The organism is Parahoeflea alexandrii, from assembly GCF_027214025.1.
GTDB classification, from domain to species: Bacteria; Pseudomonadota; Alphaproteobacteria; order Rhizobiales; family Rhizobiaceae; genus Hoeflea; species Hoeflea alexandrii_A.
Map to the genome: position 1 here is coordinate 267420 of NZ_JAPWHB010000003.1, position 20665 is coordinate 288084.

The following is a 20665-nucleotide window of genomic DNA, read 5'->3' on the forward strand; positions in this document are numbered from 1 at the left end:
AAGCGACGAAAACAAACCCTTGCGCCCTGGCAGGCAAAAGATGATAGGTCGCCGGAAAGGATGAGACGCATGAACCTTGTTCGTACTGCAATGCTGATTGCCCTGATGACCGCCCTGTTCATGGGCGTGGGTTACATGATCGGTGGCACAGGCGGGATGATGATTGCTTTGGTGATCGCCGCCGCAATGAACCTGTTTTCCTACTGGAATTCGGACAAGATGGTGCTGCGCATGCATCATGCCGTGGAAGTCGACGAACGGACGGCGCCCGAGTTCCACCGGATTGTCGCCGACCTGGCGCAGAATGCCGGCCTGCCGATGCCGAAAGTCTATGTCATCCATAACCAGCAGCCGAACGCATTTGCGACCGGCCGAAATCCGGAAAACGCGGCCGTTGCGGCGTCGGTCGGCCTGCTCGAAACCTTGAGCGACGAGGAAGTCGCAGCCGTCATGGCGCATGAACTGGCGCATGTGCAGCACCGCGACACGCTGATCATGACGATCACCGCGACGCTGGCCGGCGCGATCTCGATGCTGGGCAATTTCGCGCTGTTCTTCGGCGGCAATCGCGACAACAACAACAATCCGTTCGGCTTCATCGGTATCCTGGTGGCGATGATCGTGGCGCCCTTTGCGGCGATGCTGGTGCAGATGACGATCAGCCGGACCCGCGAATATGCCGCCGACAGGCGCGGCGCGGAAATCTGTGGTAATCCGCTCTGGCTGGCCTCGGCATTGCGCAAGATCGCGCTGGGCGCCGGACGTGTCGTCAACGAAGACGCCGAACGCAACCCGGCGACGGCGCACATGTTCATTATCAATCCGCTGAATGGTCAACGCATGGACAATCTGTTTTCAACCCACCCCGCAACGGAAAACCGCATTGCCGCGCTTGAAGCCATGGCCGGCGAGTTTGCGCAGGCGCGCGCGCCGCGTCCCGCCCGCCCGGCAGCGACGTCGGTTCCGCAAACCGGGCCCTGGGGCCGCGGCGATGCGCCTCGCAAGGGACCCTGGTCTTGACTGGCACAAGGCCGCCGGGGCAGCGCAGGAGAGCGGGCAAGCAGGGAGAGCAATCGCGTGGCAAGGATTTAAAGCCGGGGCTTGCGGCGCGTCAGGCTGCGGCCCGGCTGTTGTCGGCGGTGACGGAAAGCCGGGCATCGCTGGACGGTCTTCTCGATCCGGCGGGCGGGAACCCGGCGTTCACCGGGCTGGGAGACCAGGACCGTCTCCTGGTGCGGGCGATTCTTCTCTCAGCACTCAGGCATCTCCAGGTCATTGACGCCTTTATCGACCGGCTGGTCGACAATCCGCTGCCCGATGGCGCGAAGGCGCTGCGGCAGGTGCTGCGGGTGGCTGCGGCGCAGATCCTCTATCTCGACGTACCCGATCGCGCGGCCGTTGACCTGGCGGTGACGCAGGCCGATTCCGACCCCCGAAATCGCCGGTTTGCGGGCCTGGTCAATGCCCTGTTGCGGCGGATGGGGCGGGAAAAAGACACGCTTCTGCCGGAGATCGCGGCAACGACGCCGGACTTTCCGGAGTGGTTCGAAAGCCGGCTTCACAAGCACTATGCGGCGGATGCTGATGCTATTCTCTCGATCCTGTCCGAGCCGCCTGCGATCGACCTGACGGTCAAGGATGACGCGGCAGGCTGGGCCGCAAGGCTTGGCGGCGTCCTATTGCCGACGGGATCTGTTCGTATCGCCCGGCCGGAAGGTCCGGTGTCCGGCCTCGAGGGCTATGATGACGGCGACTGGTGGGTTCAGGATGCGGCGGCCAGCCTTCCGGCCCAGCTGTTCTCGAAGCTTGACGGACTGGACATCGTCGATCTTTGCGCCGCTCCGGGAGGCAAGACCGCGCAGCTGGCGCTGGCCGGTGCCAGGGTGACGGCCTGCGATCAATCCGCGACACGGCTCGAGCGGCTGCGCGGCAACCTGGCGCGGCTCGGGCTTGACGTCGCCACGCAGTTGACCCGGGCCCAGGATCTGGTCGCACCCGGCGGGTTTGACGGCGTGTTGCTCGATGCGCCGTGCTCGTCGACGGGAACGGCGCGGCGGCATCCCGATATTCCCTACACCAAGGGGCCCGAGGACATCATGCGCCTGGCCCGCGTGCAGCGCGATCTTCTCGATCATGCGGCGGGTCTGGTGCGTCCCGGCGGCGAGCTGGTGTTTTCCAACTGCTCGCTCGATCCCGAAGAAGGCGAAGAGATGGTGGCCGGTTTCCTCGCGGACCATCCGGTCTGGCGGATCAGACCGGTCGATCCGGCGCGGTGGCCGGGGCTTGAAGCGGCGATCACCGCCAGGGGTGAAGTCAGGACCCATCCGGCCATGCTCGGCAATGACGATCCGCGGCTTGCCGGGCTTGACGGATTCTACGCCGTGGTTTTGGTCCGCCCGTGAGGAGGCTGCACAGGATGACGGCATTGATATGCTTTCCGTGAGTTCGCATTAGCGACAGTTGAACAATCAAGCGTCTGTGCTACGATTCTCGTCCGGTGGAGGGCCGGGACCCGGTTTCAGGAATTCCCGATTGGTATTTTCATTTCTCGAATCGCAACGTTCAGGGCAGTTGTACGGGACGGAGATCTGGCGGCGATTCGCACGCAGGATCGCTCTGGGCCGAATCAACGCGTTGCGCTTTACCGGCGGAACCCCGGACCGGCTGGTCGTGGCGCCGATTGACCTGCGCATTGCCGATCCGCACATCGCCGAGGAAATCTATTCCGGACGCTTCGCCATGGGCGGAAGCATGATCGATACAGGTGGAGGAAGCCCGTTTCAGCTCGAGGTCTCCAACGAATCGTTCAATCGCAGCCTGCATGGCTTTGGCTGGCTCAGGCATATGCGGGCTGCCGATCACGATCTGGCCTTCGCCAATGCAAGGGCGCTGGTCGATGACTGGATCGCGGTTGAAGGGCGGGAGCTCGGAGGTCTTGCCTTTGAGCCCGATGTGCTGGCCAGCCGGCTGATTGCCTGGCTTTCGCATTCGCCGATCGTGCTGCGTGGCGCCGATCACGGGTTTTACCGCCGCTTTCTCAAAAGCATTGCGCTGCAAACGCGGTATCTGAAGCATGTGGCCGGGGCCATGCCTGGCGACGCGACCCGTTTCAAGGCCCGGATAGCGCTGGCGATGGCGAGCCTGTGCCTGCCGTCCAGCGCCGGCGCGGTGCGGGCCGCGTCGCGCAATCTCGACAGCGAGATCGAGGTCCAGATCCTGCCTGACGGCGGGCATGTGTCCCGCAATCCGATGATTCTGATCGAGCTTTTGACAAACCTGCTGCCGCTCAAGCAAACCTACATCAACCTGGGCCAGAAGCCGCCGCGCAACATGGCTGCGGGGATGGACCGGATGTTCTCGGCCTTGCGCTTCTTCCGTCATTCGAATGGCGAGCTGGCGCTGTTCAACGGCTCCTCGGCGGTTTCGGCGGACCGGCTTCTCGGGGTGCTGCGCTACGACGAGACCTCCGGTGCCGCGTTCAGGGAAATGCCGCATTCGTGCTATCAGAGACTGTCAGCCGGCAATGCCGTGCTGATTGCTGACACCGGGCCGCCGCCCAAGGGGATCCTGTCGAGCCAGGCGCATGCAGGGTGTCTTTCCTTCGAGCTTTCCTCGGGTGCCAACTGTTTCATCGTCAATGCCGGCGCGCCGGTGATTTCCCACACACCCTATGCCGATTTTGCAAGAATGACGGCGGCCCACAGCACCGTCACGCTGGACGACAGGTCATCGCTAAGTTTCTCGCATTCGCCGTTTCTGGGTCCGATCGTGACCGGCGGCGTCCGCCGGGTGACTGTCCGGTCGCTCGATGAGGAAGGCAAGCACCAGGGGTTTGACGCCACCCATGACGGATATGCCGGCAATCTGAAGCTCCTGCATCGGCGCAAGGTGCGGATGCTGGCGTCCGGACACGAAGTGCAGGGCCGGGACCAGATAACGCGGCCGGATGAAAGCGACCCCGATCCGGAAAACCGCACGGTCGCGGTGGCCCGGTTTCACGTCCATCCGACGATCTCGGTTCAGCAGGACGAGGATGGTGTGGTCCACCTCACCGCCGGCGATGGCGAAACCTGGGCCTTTGTCGGCCGTGACCTCAAGCCGCAGATCGAGGAAGATGTGTATTTCGCCGACCTCGCCGGTGCCCGGACCAGCAAGCAGATCACGATGGAATTCACGGTCGGCCAGCAGTCGCAGATCGACTGGAAGCTGATCCGCACCACGCTGCCGCGGGCTTAGATCCGCCGGCCGGGTAACTCCCGATCCGGCCTTGCTCCACAGATAAGCCCAATTGCGTGTTTTATCGGCCATCGGCCTGTGTTAACGGATCCTCGCCGCCGGGCTCGCGCGGCTGTTTTCGAAGGATTTCCATATGGCTGTCGTATCCAAGAACCATCCTGTGCCGGATCTGGTGCAGGTTCGCCGCGCACTTTTGTCTGTTTCCGACAAGACCGGGCTGGTGGATTTCGCCCGTGATCTCGCAGAACTCGGTGTGGAGCTGGTTTCGACCGGCGGTACCCGGGCGGCGCTCGAAGCGGCGGGTCTTGCGGTTCGCGACGTTTCCGACCTGACCGGATTTCCTGAAATCATGGATGGCCGGGTCAAGACGCTGCATCCGGGCGTACATGGCGGTCTTCTGTCGATCCGCGACGACGAGGAGCACCGGTCTGCGATGCAGGCGCACGAGATCGCCGAGATCGACATGGCCGTGGTCAACCTCTACCCGTTCGAACAGACGGCGGCCGGCGGCGCCGATGCGGCGACGATTGTCGAGAATATCGATATCGGCGGGCCAGCGATGATCCGCGCGTCGGCCAAGAACCATGCCTATGTGACCGCCATCACCGACCCCGAGGACTACGGCCGGGTGATCGAAGCGCTGAAGAGCCATGGCGGGTCTGTCCCGCTGGCGCTGCGGCGCGAACTCGCGGCGCTGGCATTCGCCCGGACGGCTGCCTATGACGCGGCGGTTTCGGGATGGTTCGCCAGGGCACTCGAGCTCGAGGCGCCGCGGCACCGAGCCTTCGGCGGCCGGCTCATCGACGTCATGCGTTACGGCGAGAATCCGCACCAGGCGGCGGCGTTCTATTCCAGTGGCGAGCAGCGTCCCGGGGTGGCGACGGCGACGCTGCTGCAGGGCAAGCAGCTGTCCTACAACAACATCAACGACACGGACGCGGCGTTCGAACTGGTCAGCGAGTTCGGGCGCGACCGCGCGGCCTGCGCCATCATCAAGCATGCAAATCCCTGCGGTGTGGCCGTCGGCGACAGCCTGGCCGATGCCTATCGCCGGGCGCTTGAATGCGACCAGACCTCGGCCTTCGGCGGCATCATCGCGCTCAACCGCATGCTCGACGCGGAAACGGCTACCGAGATCGTCAAGCTGTTCACCGAAGTGATCATCGCTCCTGACGCCAGCGAAGAGGCGAGAGAAATCCTGTCGGCCAAGAAGAATTTGCGGCTGATGGTGACCGGCGAGCTGGCGGATCCGCGCCAGCCCGGCCTGACGGTCAAGACGGTTGCCGGCGGCCTGCTGGTGCAGAGCCGCGACAACGGCATCGTCTTGCCGGAAGATTTCAAGGTGGTGACCAAGCGGGCGCCGGATGCGCGCGAACTCGCCGATCTCGGCTTTGCCTTCCGCGTGGCCAAGCACGTCAAATCCAACGCCATTGTCTATGCGCTCAATGGCGCCACGGTCGGCATCGGCGCCGGTCAGATGAGCCGGGTCGATTCGGCCCGGATCGCGGCGCGCAAGGCGGTCGACGCGGCGGAAGTGCTCGGTCTCGATGCGCCGCTGACCAGGGGCAGCGTTGTCGCCTCCGATGCCTTCTTCCCGTTCGCTGACGGTTTGCTGTCGGCGATCGAGGCAGGCGCCACCGCCGTGGTGCAGCCGGGCGGATCGATGCGCGACCAGGACGTGATCGACGCGGCGGACGAGGCCGGCATCGCCATGGTGTTCACCGGAATGCGGCATTTCCGGCATTGATGATGATTGGTGGAAGGCTCACGTAAAGTGGGTCAATCGCGATCATACCTCAGTGCGTTAAGGTCTTCGTATGGTTTGACGGGTTAACAGCAGCCCCGGCCGCCCATCATGCCAAGCAGTTGGCGCACCGACCCTTCACGAGATCACCGGCGGGGCGTTTTCCGTACCCGAAGTATGGGCCATACTCGAGGTATGGAGTTGCCCGGTATCTCAAAAAAACGAAGACGTTCAGGACTTCCTGACGGGTTGATCCGCCGGATATGGCGTGGTCCAGAGAATGATCAGACCGACCGCGAAGAAGATGGTGATGGTCGCCATGCCGAGTCGCGCCGATCCGCTCAGAGCGGTGACGGTGGCGACCATGAAGGGCGCCAGGAAACTGGTGGCGCGGCCCGCCAGCGCATAGATACCGAAATAGCGGCCTGCCTCATCCTCGGTGACGCTTCGGGCCATGTAGGCGCGTGACGAGGCCTGCACGGGTCCGAATGCGATGCCGATCAGCAGGCCGAACATGATATAGGCCTTCTCTGCGGCGGTCCCGAACAGTCCGCCACTGTCAGCCTCGCCGAACGGCAGCGCACCAAACAGGGTGAAGCCCGGACCGGTGGAGACGATGCCGAGCGTGGCAATCAGCAACAGCAGGATGGCCATCAGCACCACCATCTTGGAGCCGAGCTGGGTGTCGAGCCGGCTGGCGTAAAGACACGAGAAAATCGCCACCACATTGAGCATGATCCCGTAGACGCCGATCTCGGTGATCGACCAGCCGAACATGGCGGCGGCAAACCCGCCTCCAAGCGCGAGCAGGGCGTTTACGCCGTCCTGGTAGATCATGCGGGCAACGAGGAAGCGGAAGATGCCGGCGCGCTTTCGCACCTCACCCAGCGTCGAGCGCAGTTCACTGAGACCGTCGCGCACCGCTCCCTTCAGGGCCCGGCGTCCGCCCGCGTCCGGGGTGAACAGGAACATCGGCAGGATGAAAACGGCGTACCAGAGCGCCGAGATCGGCCCGGATGCACGGGCGTCCTCGCCCTGGACCGGGTCGAGGCCAAAAAGCGGATTAAGGCCGATCAGGGTCTTTCCGGTTTCCGGCGATGCGGCCAGGAAGGCGATGATGAAGATCAGCACGATCATGCCGCCGAGATAACCCAGCCCCCAGGCGAGATTGGAAACCCGCCCGATCTCCGCCTTCGGCACCAGCCGCAGCAGCATGGAATCATTGAACACGATGGAGAACTCGGCCGCCACCGAGGCCAGGGTGAACAGCGCCACAATAGCAAGAAGACTCGAGCCGGGCGCGGCAAACCATAAGCCGCACAGCGCCACGATCTTGATGATCGCAAAGAACGCGATCCAGGGTTTGCGCGGTCCGGTCTGGTCGGCAATCGATCCGAGCACGGGTGAAAAGACTGCGATCAGCAGGCCACCGGCGGCAATGCCGTAGCCCCAGGCCGCCTGTCCGGTGGCCGGATCGCTTGCCATGCGGCTGATGAAATAGGGGCCGAAGATGAAGGTGGTGACGACGGTGAAGAACGGCTGCGCCGCCCAGTCAAACAGCATCCAGCCCCACACGCCGCGGCGCTGGACAGCGGGTGCGGACGGCAGTCCGGTTACATCAGTCATTCCGCTACCCCTTCCAGGCCCGGTACCTGCTTATGCACGCAGCGATCGAGCCAGATCGCTCAACATGCCGGCGGCAACGGTGAGTTTTGCAACGGACAATTCGCCGCTGTCTGTCAGCGTCAGGATCTGGCCGCGGACGTGGGCGATGCGGTCCTTGTTGGTCGAGAGCCATTCCTCGGCCGGGCTTGCCGAATTCGGATTGCTGTCGAGTGCCGCACCGGCAATGATCCGCCGGGCCTGGGAGATCTCGTCGAGGCTGCGCGCCAGCGCCAGGCCCTCGAAGTGATCGCTGACGGGGATCCGGTCCACGGCGGCGACGATCCTGCCAAGCCGGAACGCTTCGGTGACCGCAAAGAAGGCCTGTGTCGCCCGGCCCAGGTCGGTCTTCGAATAGGCCGCGACATGGCAGATGTCGGGCGCCAGCGTCAGTGCGCCGAGCCCGGCGATGCGGTTTGCCAGCTCGAGCGGAACCGACTGGGCGACAAGCTCGTTGCGCGCCTCCTCGGCTTCCTGGCGCATGAAATCGGGGAGAGCCGCCGCCAGCTTGCCATCGAGCTTGGCAATGCTTTCCTGCATCGACCTGACCGCCGAGCCGAGATCGCCCTGCGCCGCGCCTGTCTTGAGCGCCCAGCCGGTGACGGTCTTGAGCGTGTCGCTGATCCGGGCGTAGAGCTGGTTCTGCACGGCGCCAGGCACCCTGGTGTCGAGATCATCGACCTGCGCATAGAGCTGGTTGAGCATGAGCCCGTCGCGGGCAAGAACAAAGGCCTTGACGATTTCGTCGGCGGTGGCGCCCGACTTGTCGCCCATGCCGATGACAAAGGCCGGTCCGCCACGGTTGATCGCATCGTTTCCGAGCAGGGTCGAAATGATTTCGCGTCTCAGCCTGTGGCTGGCGATATCGGCCGAATGCGGTTTCTGCATCTTCTTCGGGAAATAGGACCTGAGTGCCTCGTCGAAATAGGGATCGTCCGGCAGGGCGCTGGCGACAATCTCGTCGAACAGCACCAACTTGGCATAGGACAGCAGCACGCCGATCTCGGGCCGGGTCAGGGCATGGCCGGCGGCGACCCTTTCGGCGACCGCCAGGTCGTCGGGCAGGTACTCGACCTTGCGGTTGAGCAGGCCGCGGGCTTCGAGATTGCCCATCACCCTGTTGAGTTCGCCGACGCCGGATACGCCATCGGCCTCCGCGACGGAGATCGCCAGGGTCTGCAGATAGTTGTTGCGCAGCACCAGCTCGGCCACCTCGTCGGTCATGGCGGCCAGAAGCGTGTTGCGCTTGGGACGGGTGAGCCGGCCTTCGCGCATGGCGTTGGCGAGCGCAATCTTGATGTTGACCTCGACGTCGGAGGAATTGACTCCGGCGGAGTTGTCGATCGCATCCGAATTGCAGCGGCCGCCATTGAGCGCATAGGCGATGCGGCCTTTCTGGGTGACGCCTAGATTGGCGCCCTCGCCGATCACCCTGGCGCGGACCTGGCGGGCATGAATGCGGATGGCATCGTTGGCGCGGTCGCCGACATCCGCGTCGTTTTCGCCGGCGTCCTTGATATAGGTTCCGATGCCGCCGAACCACAACAGATCGGTCTCCATCGACAGGATCGCGGTCATGATGTCCTGCGGCGTGGCCTTGCCGGGCCTGAGCCCGATCACGGCGGCTGCCTCGGGCGTGAGCTCGACCGATTTGAGCGAGCGCGGGATGATCATGCCGCCTTTCGACAGCTTCGACTTGTCGTAGTCCTGCCAGCTCGACCGGCCGAGATCGAACAGCCGGCTCCGCTCGGCAAAGCCCACGGCACAATCGGGATCGGGATCGATGAAGATGTCACGGTGATCGAAGGCGGCGAGCAGCCTGATCTGCGTCGACAGCAGCATGCCGTTGCCGAACACGTCGCCGGACATGTCGCCGACACCGGCGGCGGTGAATGGCGTTGTCTGGATGTCGATGTTCATTTCCCGGAAATGCCGCTTCACCGCTTCCCAGGCGCCGCGCGCGGTAATCCCCATCTTCTTGTGGTCATAACCGGCCGATCCACCGGACGCGAAGGCGTCGTCGAGCCAGAAATCCTGCTCCTGGCTGAGCGCGTTGGCGGTGTCTGAGAAGGTGGCCGTGCCCTTGTCGGCGGCAACCACGAAATAGGGATCGTCCGCATCATGCCGAACGGTGTTGGCCGGCGGAACGATGGCATCGCCGACAATATTGTCGGTTACAGACAGAAGGGTGCGGATGAACAGCTTGTAGGCGTCGCGCCCTGCCTCGAAAATCGCGTCGCGGCCACCTTCAGCGGGCAGTTTCTTGGGATAGAAGCCGCCCTTGGCGCCGACCGGCACAATGACCGCATTCTTGACCTGCTGGGCCTTGACCAGGCCGAGCACCTCGGTGCGGTAGTCCTGCGCCCGGTCCGACCAGCGAAGTCCGCCGCGGGCAACCGGGCCGAAGCGCAGGTGAACCCCCTCGACTTCCGAACCATAGACGAAGATCTCGCGGAAAGGCCGCGGTTCGGGAAGACCCTCGAGCTTTTTCGGGTCAAGCTTGAACGCCAAAGCCGGACGCGGCGCGCCATCGGCGCCGGTCTGGAAATAGTTGGTCCTGAGCGAGGATTCGATGGCGTTGACGTAGCGCCGAAGGATCCGGTCATCGTCAAGGCTCGGAACCTCGGCAAGCGCCGCCTCGATGGATTCGGTGATGCCGGTGCTCAGTTCGGTGCGCTTTGCCGCTTTCAGCCCAGTATCAAACCGGATCCGGAACAATTCGAACAATTTTGCGGCGATACCGGAATGGCGGTTGAGACTGAGGGCTATGTATTCCTGCGAATAGGCAATGCCTGCCTGCCTCAGATAGCGGGCATAGGCGCGCAGCACGGTGGCTTCGCGAACGGTCAATCCGGCATTGGTGACGAGCCGGTTGTAGCTGTCATTGTCGGTGTCGCCGCGCCAGACCGAGAGGAAGGCCTGCTCCAGCCGGGCACCGTCGAGATCGAGATCGATGCCGCGTCTGTCCTCGTGGATGATCTCCATGTCGTGCAGCACGACGGTGCTCGAGGCGCCGGCCTTCTCGTCGAGGAAAATCTCGTGGGTCTGCTCGCTGATCACCTTGAAACCGAGGTTTTCCAGCAGCGGTACGCGCCGCGAAAGAGCCACCGGTTCGCCGGCATGGAAGATCTTCAGCGCCAGATGGTCATCTGCCATGTCCTGACCGCGATAGAATGCGATCTGGATGGCGCCCGTGTCCTTGCAGGCGATGATATTGTCCAGGTCTTCCAGCGCTTCCTCCGGACGGAACCGTTCCTTGTAGGACTGGCTGACGTTTATCCGTTCGGAGCGGGTGCCGCCGATGGCGCGGAACTGGTCTTCCCAGCGTGTGACGATGGAACGGATGTCGGCTTCCAGCTGCTCCTGCGGGATCTGCGGCGTCTTGCCTTCGGAGCGGCCGATGATGAAATGCACGCGCGCGACGCCGCCCTCGGGAAAGGCGGGATAGTAAGCCGACACACGACCATTGTAGACGGTCTTGAAATAGTTGCCGATCCGCTCGCGGGCGATCGAATCATACTGATCGCGCGGCACATAGACGATCAGCGAGACAAACCGGTCGAAGCGGTCGATCCGAGGTAGCACCCGCACCCGTGGGCGGTCGGACAGTTCGTTGATCTGCATGCAGAAGCGGGCCAGCAGATGGGCATCGATCTGGAACAGGTCGTCGCGCGGATAGGCTTCCAGCGTGTTGAGCAGCAGTTTGCCGGAATGGCTTTCCGGATCGAAGCCGAACTCGGAGACGACGGATTGCACTTTCGAGCGCAGCAGCGGAATCTTGGTCACCGACCTTGTGTAGGCGGTGGAGGTGAATAGCCCGACGATGCGCAGTTCGCCGACGACCTTGCCCTTCGAATCGAAGCGCTTGATGCCGATGTAGTCCATGTAGGTGCGGCGGTGGATCACCGAGCGCACATTGGCCTTGGTGACGATCAGGAAGTCCGGCCCCTGCAGGAAATCGAGGATCTCCGGCGTGGTGGTGACCTGGTCCTTGCCAAGTCGCAGGACGAGCACATCGGGATCCGACAGGATGCCGAGACCTTCGGTCGAGGCGCGACTCAGTTCGGCCGACTTGCCGTCACCGGTATAGACATATTCGCGCATGCCCAGGAAGGTGAAATTGTTGTCACGCAGCCAGGCGATGAACGCCAGCGCTTCCTGGCGCGCCGGCTCGGTTTTCTTGTCGACGTCAAGGGCAACCAGGTCGGCGGCGCTGTGGTCGATCATGGCCAGCATCGACTTCCAGTCGCCGACCGCGGCGCGGACCTGATCGAGCACATGGCGGACGCGCGCGGTGAGGTCTTCCGCTGCTGCATCGCTCAGTCGCGGCAGGTGGATCTGGATATGGCTGACCCTTTGAGCGGGATCGCTGCCGTCGCCATGGGAGAAAAGCCTGGCTGGCTTCTTGCCGGAGATGACCAGGATCGGGTGCAGCGCCATCAAGATGTCGCGGATGTCCGAGGTGACCTCGCCCATTACCGAATCATACAGGAATGGCTTGTTGAGCGTGGTGATCGCCAGGATCGAGACATCGCGACCGTCTTTCGTCGCCTGATCGGCATTCACGAGGCTTAACCGGGAGGATTTTCCATCCCATGCGCGAATCTCGGATTCTGCCAAGACTGCCGCGGAAGCAAGGCTTTTTGCCGGAAAAAGGTCCAGATCGTCCATGCTGACGCTGGAAAAAAGCACGTCGGGATTGATGTGCGGCTTCTTGCCTTTGGAAGCAATTTCCGCCGTTTCCGCAAGCAGTGTTTCCGACTTGCGGGTGTTCCTGACCCCCATTCCATTTCCTCCAACACTTGATCTTTGGTCGAATCCTAGCAGAAGTGTGTGTCAAAGCGACACGATTTCGTTATCGAAACCGAATATTGGAGGAATTAGGATGAAAACCCCGCAAGAGGCCGCTACCGCGCTCACCCTGGAACAGGAAACACCGTTGAGTGCGGAGATGACCGCATATTTCGCCAAATGCCAGGACAAGCTCGGCATGGTGCCGAACGTGCTCAAGGCCTATGCCTTCAACAATGAAAAACTCGAGGCCTTTGTTGCCTTTTACAATGACCTGATGCTCGCCGGCTCCAACCTGAGCAAGCTCGAACGCGAGCTGATCGCGGTGGCGGTGTCATCGGTCAACAAGTGCTTCTACTGCCTGACGGCCCACGGCGCGGCGGTGCGGCAATTGTCGGGAGACCCGGTGCTGGGGGAACAGATGGTGATGAACTACCGCGTGGCCGATCTCGAACCGCGGCAACGGGCCATGCTTGATTTTGCCATCCTGATCACCGAGGATCCGGCACGGATTGTCGAGGACGATAGGCAGAAGCTGCGCGATGCCGGTTTTACCGACCGTGACATCTGGGATATCTCGGCTGTGGCGTCTTTCTTCAACATGACCAACCGCATGGCATCGGCAACCGACATGCAGCCAAATCCGGAGTATCACGGGCTCGCCCGCTGATCCGACCGGATGATCATTGATGCAGGATTCCGGTGCCTGCGCCTGGAGCCGAAACTGTTTACCAGCGTGCGGCATATTGCCAGGATGCATGCGATCGAACCGGGCCGGGAGCCCTTGCGATGAAAGATGATGAAACAGTCCGCCAGGCAAAGCGCACGCTCGACCGGATCGGCGAGGAGGGCGGCTTGTCTGCCACACCGGTGATGAAATCGGCCGCCAATAGCGTGCGCGATCACTTTGCCGCCGAGGATGCGGACAAATCCGACAAGGTCGAAGTCTGGGGAACCCGGATTGCCCGGGGCCTGGCGCTCGTGGCCTTTGTCGGACTGGTGCTGTGGATGATCGGGCAGGTGTCGCGATGACTTCTGAAAACAGGCGCAATCCCGATATCCGGTCGTCGGTCATCGTGATTTCAAGCCATGTGGTTCGCGGCTCCGTGGGTAACCGCGCTGCGGTGTTCGCGCTCGAAACGCTGGGTTTTCCGGTCTGGGCGGTTCCGACCGTGATCCTGCCGTGGCATCCGGGGCATTCGCGGGCGACCCGGATCGTACCGTCGCGTGAGGATTTCTCTGCCCTGATCGATGATCTGTGCGGAACGCCCTGGCTTGGCGAGGTCGGTGGCGTGCTCAGCGGCTATCTCGGAGATGCGGGACAGGCGGCCGATGTAGCGCGGCTGGTGGCCGCCGTGCGCAAGGCAAATCCCGAGGCGCTCTACATGTGCGATCCGGTGATCGGCGACACCGGCGGCCTGTATGTGCCCGAAGCCGTGGCCAGGTCGATTGCTTCGGAACTGATCCCGGTCGCCGACATCGCCACGCCGAATGTGCACGAGCTTGCCTGGCTGTCGGGCGCGCCGATGACCGATTCCGCGTCGATGACGGCCGCTGCGGAAACCCTGGGGCCGGCGCACGTGCTGGTCACCTCGGCGATCGCCATGATGGCCGGCAGCACGGGAAATCTGCTGGTCAGCGGCCGGCAATCGGTGATGGCCGAGCACCGGCTTATTCCCAATGCGCCCAATGGGCTGGGAGACCTGATGTCTGCGACCTTCCTCGCACGCTTGCTGGAAGGTGTGCCGGAAGAAAAGGCCCTGCAGATGGCAACGGGCAGCGTGTTCGAAATCCTTGCCCGGACGGCGCGGCGCGGCGCCGACGAGTTGACGCTGGAGACGGATGCGCAAAGCCTGCGGACCCCGATGGCCATGGTCAACATGCGCCGGGTGATGTCAACGGCGGGCCGCAAGAAGCCGTGAGCGCGACATCGCAATCCGGACATGTGCTTGTCGGTGTCGATGGATGCCGCGCCGGCTGGATTGCCCTGATCCTGAGGCCCGGCGAAACCCGTCCGCAGGTGCGGACCTACGAGCGCTTTGCCGATCTTGTCGGCGAATCAGGCCCGTCAGCGATGATTGCGGTGGACATGCCCATCGGCCTGCCCGACCGGATCACCGGTCCGGGCCGTGGACCTGAACAGGCGATCCGGCCCTATCTCGGTGCCCGTCAGTCGAGCGTGTTTTCGATTCCCGCGCGGGCGGCGGTGGAGGCTGAAACCTACCGCGAAGCCTGTGAACTGGCGCTCAAGTGCTCGGACCCGCCCAGGAAGGTCTCCAAGCAGGCCTTTCACCTGTTCGGCAAGATCAGGGAGATCGACCGGCTGCTGCAGGACGATAAAGGGCTGCGCGACCGGCTGATCGAGTCGCATCCGGAATTCGCCTTTTGCCGGCTTAACAACATGGTTTCGATGACAACGCCAAAGAAGATCCGCGGCGCGGTCAATCCCGAGGGCATTGCCGAGCGGATAGAGCTGCTTTCATTGCATGGCATTGAACGTGACATGTTTGCGGGCGGACCGCCACGTGGAGCGGCGATGGATGATCTGGTCGATGCGAGCGTCAATCTACTGATGGCCGGACGTCACGCAGCAGGCCTGACCCAGCCGTTTCCATCCGGCCCGATGCGGGACCGGTACGGGATCCTGATCGCCATTCATGGCTGATCGCGTCTTCGCGCGGAACGCGAGAGTGTGAAACAGGGCCTGGAAAAGCGTATCCTGCGAGCCTGTTTCCGGCGGATTGGTCGATGGCGACATGATTGAGATGCAAATGGTCGATTGATCTTCGCTGCCCGCCCGGCTATGTGCGAAGGCATGTCGACATTTCCGACCCGCCTGCTTGAGGGCTACCAGAATTTCATGAGCGGCCGTTATACGGCCGAGCGGCAGCGTTATCGGGATCTGGCCGAAACGGGTCAGGAACCGCATACGCTGGTGATTGCCTGTTGCGATTCACGCGCGGCACCGGAGACCATCTTCGATTGCGGTCCGGGAGAGCTGTTCGTAGTGCGCAATGTCGCCAACCTGGTGCCGCCCTATGCGCCCGACAGCAACTTCCACGCCACCTCGGCTGCGCTGGAATTTGCCGTGCAGGCGCTCAAGATCCGGCAGATCGTGGTGATGGGTCATGGCCGCTGCGGCGGCATCAAGGCAGCGCTAGATCCCAATGCGGCGCCGCTGTCGCCCGGTGATTTCATCGGGCACTGGATGGGGCTTCTCAAACCGGCCGCGCAGCAGATCCAGGACAGCCAGTTGCTGACAAGTGGCGAACGCCAGGTGGCGCTGGAGCGGATCTCGATCCGCAATTCAATTGCAAACCTGCGGACGTTCCCCTGCGTCAAGATCCTTGAGGACCGCGGCAAGATGGTGATCAACGGCGCCTGGTTCGACATATCAACCGGCGAATTGTGGGTCATGGATCCGAAGACCGGCGATTTTTTCAGGCCCGAAGCACCCGAAGCTTGACATCGGGTGTTGCCCTCCGGTTCCATGAGTCTTTAAGCGTCAGAAGGCGCGCGATGACTTTGGGAGCCTGCGATGAGTGCAATCCGGTCTTTGATTTTGTTGCTTGCTTGCGGGCTTCTTCTACCGGTTTCTTCGGCGTCGGCCCAAAATTCATTGCTTGATCGCTGGTATACCGCGCTGTTTGACGTCAATCGCGTGGCCATTGCCGATCTGCTGGCTGACGATGCCGTCATCACTCTGGAGGATCTGGGCGTGACCCAGACCAAGGCCGAATTCATCGAGGCGCTCGATGAATGGGAAGAGGCGGTGGAAAACGCCAACCTGGCCTGGCAACTCGAGGCGGGCACCGAGTCTGACGCAACCAGGGCCTCGGTTCTGGTGTGCTACCAGTTTCCTGACAACGAAACGATGATCCGCGAGGTTTTCGGGTTTCACGACAGCAAGATCGTCAGCAGCGTTCAGACAGCGGTCGGTGACAGCTGCGAGAATTTCTGACTTCTAGCCGCCATCGATCTCGGCGCCGATCTTGGCGATGGCCTTCTGGTAGACGCCTGCCGCATTCCATCCCTGAATCGCGCCGAAATTGGCTTCGCCCGGCTGATAGCCGCCGCCCCTGCGCCAGCCGTGGCCACGCAGAAAATTCGCGGTCGAGGCAAGCGCATCCGCTGCCGAGCCGAGATTGACACCGCCGCTGTTGTCGCCATTGACGCCAAAGCGCACGACGTTGGCCGGCAGGAACTGGGTCTGGCCGATTTCACCATGGGCGGCGCCCTTGAAATCCGGCGAAATCCAGCCTTTCTGGATCAGCTGCAGCTGGGCGTAGAGCTGTTCGGTGAAAAAGGCCGAGCGCCGGCAATCGTAAGCCAGCGTCGCGACCGCGGACATGGTGTGCTGATTGCCGGTAAAGGCGCCAAAGCCGGATTCCATGCCCCAGATCGCGATCAGCGGGCCGGCCGGAACGCCGTATTTCTTCTCGATTGAGGAAAACAGTCCGGCATATTGCTTCTTCAGACGCTTACCCTTGGAGATGATTGTGGATGCGCCACGTTTCTGCATGAATTGCTCGAACGACAACTTGAAGCTCTTCTGGTTGCGGTCGAGCGAAATCGTCTTCGTGGCGTAGCGGACGTTCTTGAAGGCCCGGTCGAGCGTGCGTTGCGAAATACCGGCTCTGGCCGCTTCTTGTTTGAACTGCCCGATCCAGGCCGGGAACCCGGCCGCATTGTTGCCGCACGATGCCGCTTGCGCCGATCCGCTCAGGCCGGCGGCGATGACGATTGCGATACTCCAGGCTTTCAGTTTACCTACCTTGTAGTCCATGCGTTGCAACCCCTGCCCAAGTGAATCCGGTCCGGGGCGGACTTTGCCAGCGATTCGACAAAAAGTCACGGGCCGTTCGTCAACGAAAAACCCCGCGATTGTTGCTAAATCGCGGGGTTATACTTGCAGGTCCGCTTGCCGATCAGGCCGCTGCGCGCGGGGTGATAAGACGGCGATTGACCAGAAGCTCGGCAATCTGGATGGTGTTGAGCGCGGCACCCTTGCGCAGATTGTCGGAAACTACCCAGATGTTGAGACCATTTTCCACGGTCGCGTCCTCGCGGATGCGAGAGATGAAGGTCGCGTCCTCACCGGCGCATTCATAAGGCGTGATGTAGCCGCCGTCCTCATGCTTGTCGATGACCTGGCATCCGGGCGCGTCGCGCAGGATGTCGCGGGCTTCCTCGGCGCTGATCTCGTTCTCGAACTCGATATTGACCGATTCCGAATGACCGATGAAAACCGGCACGCGCACGGCGGTGCAGGTGACCTTGATCTTCGGATCGAGCATCTTCTTGGTCTCGGCCAGCACCTTCCATTCTTCCTTGGTGTAGCCGTCTTCCATGAACTCATCGATATGCGGGATCACGTTGAAGGCGATGCGCTTGGTGAACTTGTGGCTGGTGATCGGATCGGCAACGAAGACCGCGCGGGTCTGGTTGAACAGCTCGTCCATGCCATCCTTGCCGGCGCCGGAGACCGACTGGTAGGTCGATACCACCAGGCGCTTGATCTTGGCATGGTCATGCAGCGGCTTCAGCGCCACCACCAGCTGCGCGGTCGAGCAGTTCGGATTGGCGATGATGTTGCGCTTGGTGTAGCCGGAAATCGCGTCCGGGTTCACTTCCGGCACGATCAGCGGCACATCGGCGTCGTAGCGCCAGGCCGAGGAGTTGTCGATGACGATGCAGCCCTGCGCACCGATCTTCGGCGACCACTTCTTGCTGACAGAACCACCGGCCGACATCAGGCAGAGATCGGTGTCGGAGAAGTCATAGGTCTCGAGATTCTTGACCTTGAGAGTCTTGTCGCCGAACGAGACCTCGGTGCCGACCGAACGGCTCGAGGCGAGCGCTACGACTTCGCTGACAGGGAAGGCGCGCTCTGCAAGGATGTTGAGCATTTCGCGGCCGACATTGCCCGTCGCCCCGGCGATTGCGATTTTGAAACCCATGGTTCCCGTGCTCCTCTCTCCCCTTGTTAGCGGTCAAGCGCCACTCTTCCCGCCCCGGGGAGAGTGAGGGGCGGAACGGGTCAGATCGCGGTTTTGGTTTTGATCGTGGTGCGCATGGTGGCGGTGTTTTGATGCAAGTGCGGTTAAAAGTCAATTCGCACGGGAAGCGGTTTTTCAAGCCCGGGGCGGGGACAATGGCCGCCTATGCCGCCGCAGGCGGGTCTCATGGCTCCGGTTGACGGAAATGGCGACGAAACGGGGTCGCCGGGTCATGGCGCAAAATACTCCCGGACGCGGGGCCTTGTGACAGCCAGCGGCCCGTTCTCCACGCGGGCTATCCATGGTACATCGTAATTTCCGCCAGGCCACCGGGGTGATCAATGACCGATTTTCTGCTGCTTGCATTTGTGTTTCTTGTCGCCGGTGTGTTCTCCGTGCCGATCGCGACGCGGCTCGGGCTTGGTTCGGTGCTCGGCTATCTCATCGCCGGCATTGTGATCTCACCGGTTCTGGCGCTGCTTCATGTCGATGTCCTGTCGATCCAGCATTTCGCCGAGTTCGGCGTCGTCATGATGCTGTTTCTGGTGGGCCTGGAACTCGAGCCCAAACTGCTGTGGCAAATGCGCGCCAGACTGCTTGGACTTGGCGGGGCTCAGGTGACCGGGACCGCGCTTGTTGTGATGCTTGTCGCGATGGCGCTCGGTCAGCCCTGGACGGTGAGCCTTGCGATCGGGCTGGTGCTGTCGCTGTCATCGACAGCAATCGTGCTGCAGACGCTGAACGAGAAGGGCCTGATGAAAAGCGACGGCGGCCAATCGAGTTTCTCGGTTCTGCTGTTCCAGGATATCGCCGTTATCCCGATGCTGGCGCTGATTCCGCTGCTGGCGTTGCCGGAACTTGTTGAAATCCAGCAAGCAGCGACCGCAGGTCACGGCGCCGACGATGCCGGCCACGGCATGACGATCAGCCTCGTCGCCGGGCTGAACGGCTGGCAGACGATGCTCGTCACTCTCGCGGCAGTGGCGGCGGTGATCGGCGTGGGCAGCTACCTGACGCGGCCGCTGTTCCGGTTCATAGCCGGCTCGCAGCTGCGGGAACTGTTCACCGCCACGGCGCTGCTGATGGTTGTCGGGATCGCGCTGTTGATGTCGCTGGTCGGGCTGTCTCCGGCGCTCGGAACCTTCCTGGCGGGCGTGGTTCTGGCCAACAGCGAATACCGGCACGAGCTTGAATCCGATATCGACCCGTTCAAGGGATTGCTGCTCGGGGTTTTCTTCATGAGCGTCGGGGCAGGCATCAATTTCGGGCTCCTGGCGGACAATCTCCTGCTGATCGTGGCTCTCACCCTGGGTCTGATGATCGCGAAGGCGGCCGTGCTCTATATCCTGGCAATGGTGTTCAAGCTGCGCGGGACCGACCGCTGGCTGTTTGCGCTGGGCCTGGCGCAAGCGGGCGAATTCGGCTTCGTGCTGTTGTCGTTCACGGTGGCCAATGCGGTCATTCCGGCTGCGGTCGCCGACCAATTGTTGCTGGTCGTAGCGTTGTCGATGCTGCTGACGCCGGCGCTGTTCATCCTCTACGACCGGGTGATCGCACCGAAGTATATCGAAGCGGAAGGCCGAGAGGCCGATGCGATCGATGAGGAAAATCACATCATCATCGCCGGACGTGGCCGCATCGGTGGCGTGATCGAGCGGATGCTGAGAGCCGCGGGCTACACCTCCACCGTGATCGATTACAATTCACGGCGCATTGAAATCCTTGGCCGCTTCGGCGCGAAGACCTATTATGGCGATGCGACCCGGCCCGACCTGTTGCATGCGGCCGGGGTTGCCAACGCCAAGCTGTTCGTCATTGCCATCGATGACCGGGAACAGATCACCCAACTCACCAGATACCTGATCCAGAACTATCCGAAGCTGCATGTGATGGCGCGCGCGGTCGACCGCGATCATGTTTACGACCTCTATCTGGCGGGCTGCCGGGATATCGTGCGCGAGACCTATGACAGCTCCATCCGCATGGGCCGTTCGGCCTACGAGGCGCTGGGCATCAAGAAGGAACATGCCCAGGCCATGGCCAGCGCCTATGACCGCGTCGACCGCGCAACGCTGGTCGAGGTGGCGACCGCCTATGACCCGAACATCCCGCTTGAGGAAAACCAGGCCTATATCGATAAGGTCCGTGCGGTGATGGAGCCCTGGCAAGTGGAGCTGCGCCGGGAAATGGACGAGATCCGCAGCTCCGAGTAAGAGCCGCACGGTTTCGGAAG

At 62.4% G+C, this 20665-nt stretch carries 15 protein-coding genes; 11 read left to right on the forward strand and 4 right to left on the reverse strand.

Annotated elements, in window-relative coordinates; all coding sequences use genetic code 11:
* The first annotated feature begins 69 nt into the window (after positions 1–69).
* The 4 genes from htpX to purH all read left to right on the forward strand — a co-directional run bounded on the left by htpX (position 70) and on the right by purH (position 5983).
* A complete protein-coding gene (gene htpX / locus O4H62_RS11675) occupies positions 70–1020 on the forward strand; it encodes a zinc metalloprotease HtpX (RefSeq protein ID WP_269387974.1) in 951 nt (316 codons plus the stop codon).
* Positions 1011–2402 (forward strand): RsmB/NOP family class I SAM-dependent RNA methyltransferase, encoded by a 1392-nt coding sequence (locus O4H62_RS11680; protein WP_269388580.1) that lies wholly within the window; start codon positions 1011–1013, stop codon positions 2400–2402. Before htpX ends, O4H62_RS11680 begins: the two co-directional genes overlap by 10 nt.
* Before the next feature lie 130 nt (positions 2403–2532).
* Positions 2533–4236, forward strand: coding sequence for a heparinase II/III family protein (locus tag O4H62_RS11685; RefSeq protein WP_269387976.1), 1704 nt, complete (start codon positions 2533–2535; stop codon positions 4234–4236).
* Positions 4237–4369: 133 nt separating this feature from the next.
* A complete protein-coding gene (gene purH / locus O4H62_RS11690) occupies positions 4370–5983 on the forward strand; it encodes a bifunctional phosphoribosylaminoimidazolecarboxamide formyltransferase/IMP cyclohydrolase (RefSeq protein ID WP_269387978.1) in 1614 nt (537 codons plus the stop codon).
* Positions 5984–6211: 228 nt separating this feature from the next.
* On the opposite strand, the gene O4H62_RS11695 is transcribed toward purH, so the two are convergent.
* Positions 6212–7606, reverse strand: a complete 1395-nt coding sequence (locus O4H62_RS11695; RefSeq protein WP_269387980.1) for an MFS transporter — start codon at positions 7604–7606, stop codon at positions 6212–6214.
* A 30-nt stretch (positions 7607–7636) separates the two neighbouring features.
* Complete coding sequence (locus O4H62_RS11700; protein WP_430538422.1) at positions 7637–12427, reverse strand: NAD-glutamate dehydrogenase; 4791 nt, start codon at positions 12425–12427, stop codon at positions 7637–7639.
* Positions 12428–12527: 100 nt separating this feature from the next.
* Here O4H62_RS11700 and O4H62_RS11705 point away from each other — a divergent pair, with 100 nt between their 5' ends.
* The 6 genes from O4H62_RS11705 (at position 12528) to O4H62_RS11730 (ending at position 16394) form a co-directional block, all read left to right on the forward strand.
* On the forward strand, positions 12528–13103 hold the full coding sequence (locus O4H62_RS11705; RefSeq protein ID WP_269387981.1) for a peroxidase-related enzyme: 576 nt from the start codon (positions 12528–12530) through the stop codon (positions 13101–13103).
* 119 nt (positions 13104–13222) lie between these two features.
* A complete protein-coding gene (locus O4H62_RS11710; RefSeq protein WP_269387982.1) occupies positions 13223–13465 on the forward strand; it encodes a hypothetical protein in 243 nt (80 codons plus the stop codon).
* On the forward strand, positions 13462–14355 hold the full coding sequence (gene pdxY, locus O4H62_RS11715) for a pyridoxal kinase PdxY (RefSeq protein WP_269387984.1): 894 nt from the start codon (positions 13462–13464) through the stop codon (positions 14353–14355). The genes O4H62_RS11710 and pdxY overlap by 4 nt, the downstream gene beginning before the upstream one ends.
* Entirely contained in the window at positions 14352–15098 is a 747-nt protein-coding gene (locus O4H62_RS11720) for a DUF429 domain-containing protein (protein ID WP_269387986.1), read from the forward strand. The genes pdxY and O4H62_RS11720 overlap by 4 nt, the downstream gene beginning before the upstream one ends.
* 150 nt (positions 15099–15248) lie before the next feature.
* Positions 15249–15899 (forward strand): carbonic anhydrase, encoded by a 651-nt coding sequence (locus O4H62_RS11725; RefSeq protein WP_269387988.1) that lies wholly within the window; start codon positions 15249–15251, stop codon positions 15897–15899.
* 153 nt (positions 15900–16052) lie between these two features.
* The gene (locus tag O4H62_RS11730) at positions 16053–16394 is read left to right on the forward strand and encodes a nuclear transport factor 2 family protein (protein ID WP_269387990.1); all 342 of its coding nucleotides are present in this window, start codon (positions 16053–16055) and stop codon (positions 16392–16394) included.
* 3 nt (positions 16395–16397) lie between these two features.
* Here O4H62_RS11730 and O4H62_RS11735 read toward each other — a convergent pair whose 3' ends face one another.
* Both O4H62_RS11735 and O4H62_RS11740 read right to left on the reverse strand, forming a co-directional pair.
* The gene (locus O4H62_RS11735) at positions 16398–17219 is read right to left on the reverse strand and encodes a lytic murein transglycosylase (protein ID WP_269387992.1); all 822 of its coding nucleotides are present in this window, start codon (positions 17217–17219) and stop codon (positions 16398–16400) included.
* A gap of 142 nt (positions 17220–17361) precedes the next feature.
* The gene (locus tag O4H62_RS11740) at positions 17362–18393 is read right to left on the reverse strand and encodes an aspartate-semialdehyde dehydrogenase (protein WP_269387994.1); all 1032 of its coding nucleotides are present in this window, start codon (positions 18391–18393) and stop codon (positions 17362–17364) included.
* A 380-nt stretch (positions 18394–18773) separates the two neighbouring features.
* On the opposite strand from O4H62_RS11740, the gene O4H62_RS11745 reads away from it, so the two are divergent.
* Positions 18774–20645 (forward strand): cation:proton antiporter, encoded by a 1872-nt coding sequence (locus O4H62_RS11745; RefSeq protein ID WP_269387995.1) that lies wholly within the window; start codon positions 18774–18776, stop codon positions 20643–20645.
* Positions 20646–20665: the final 20 nt, after the last annotated feature.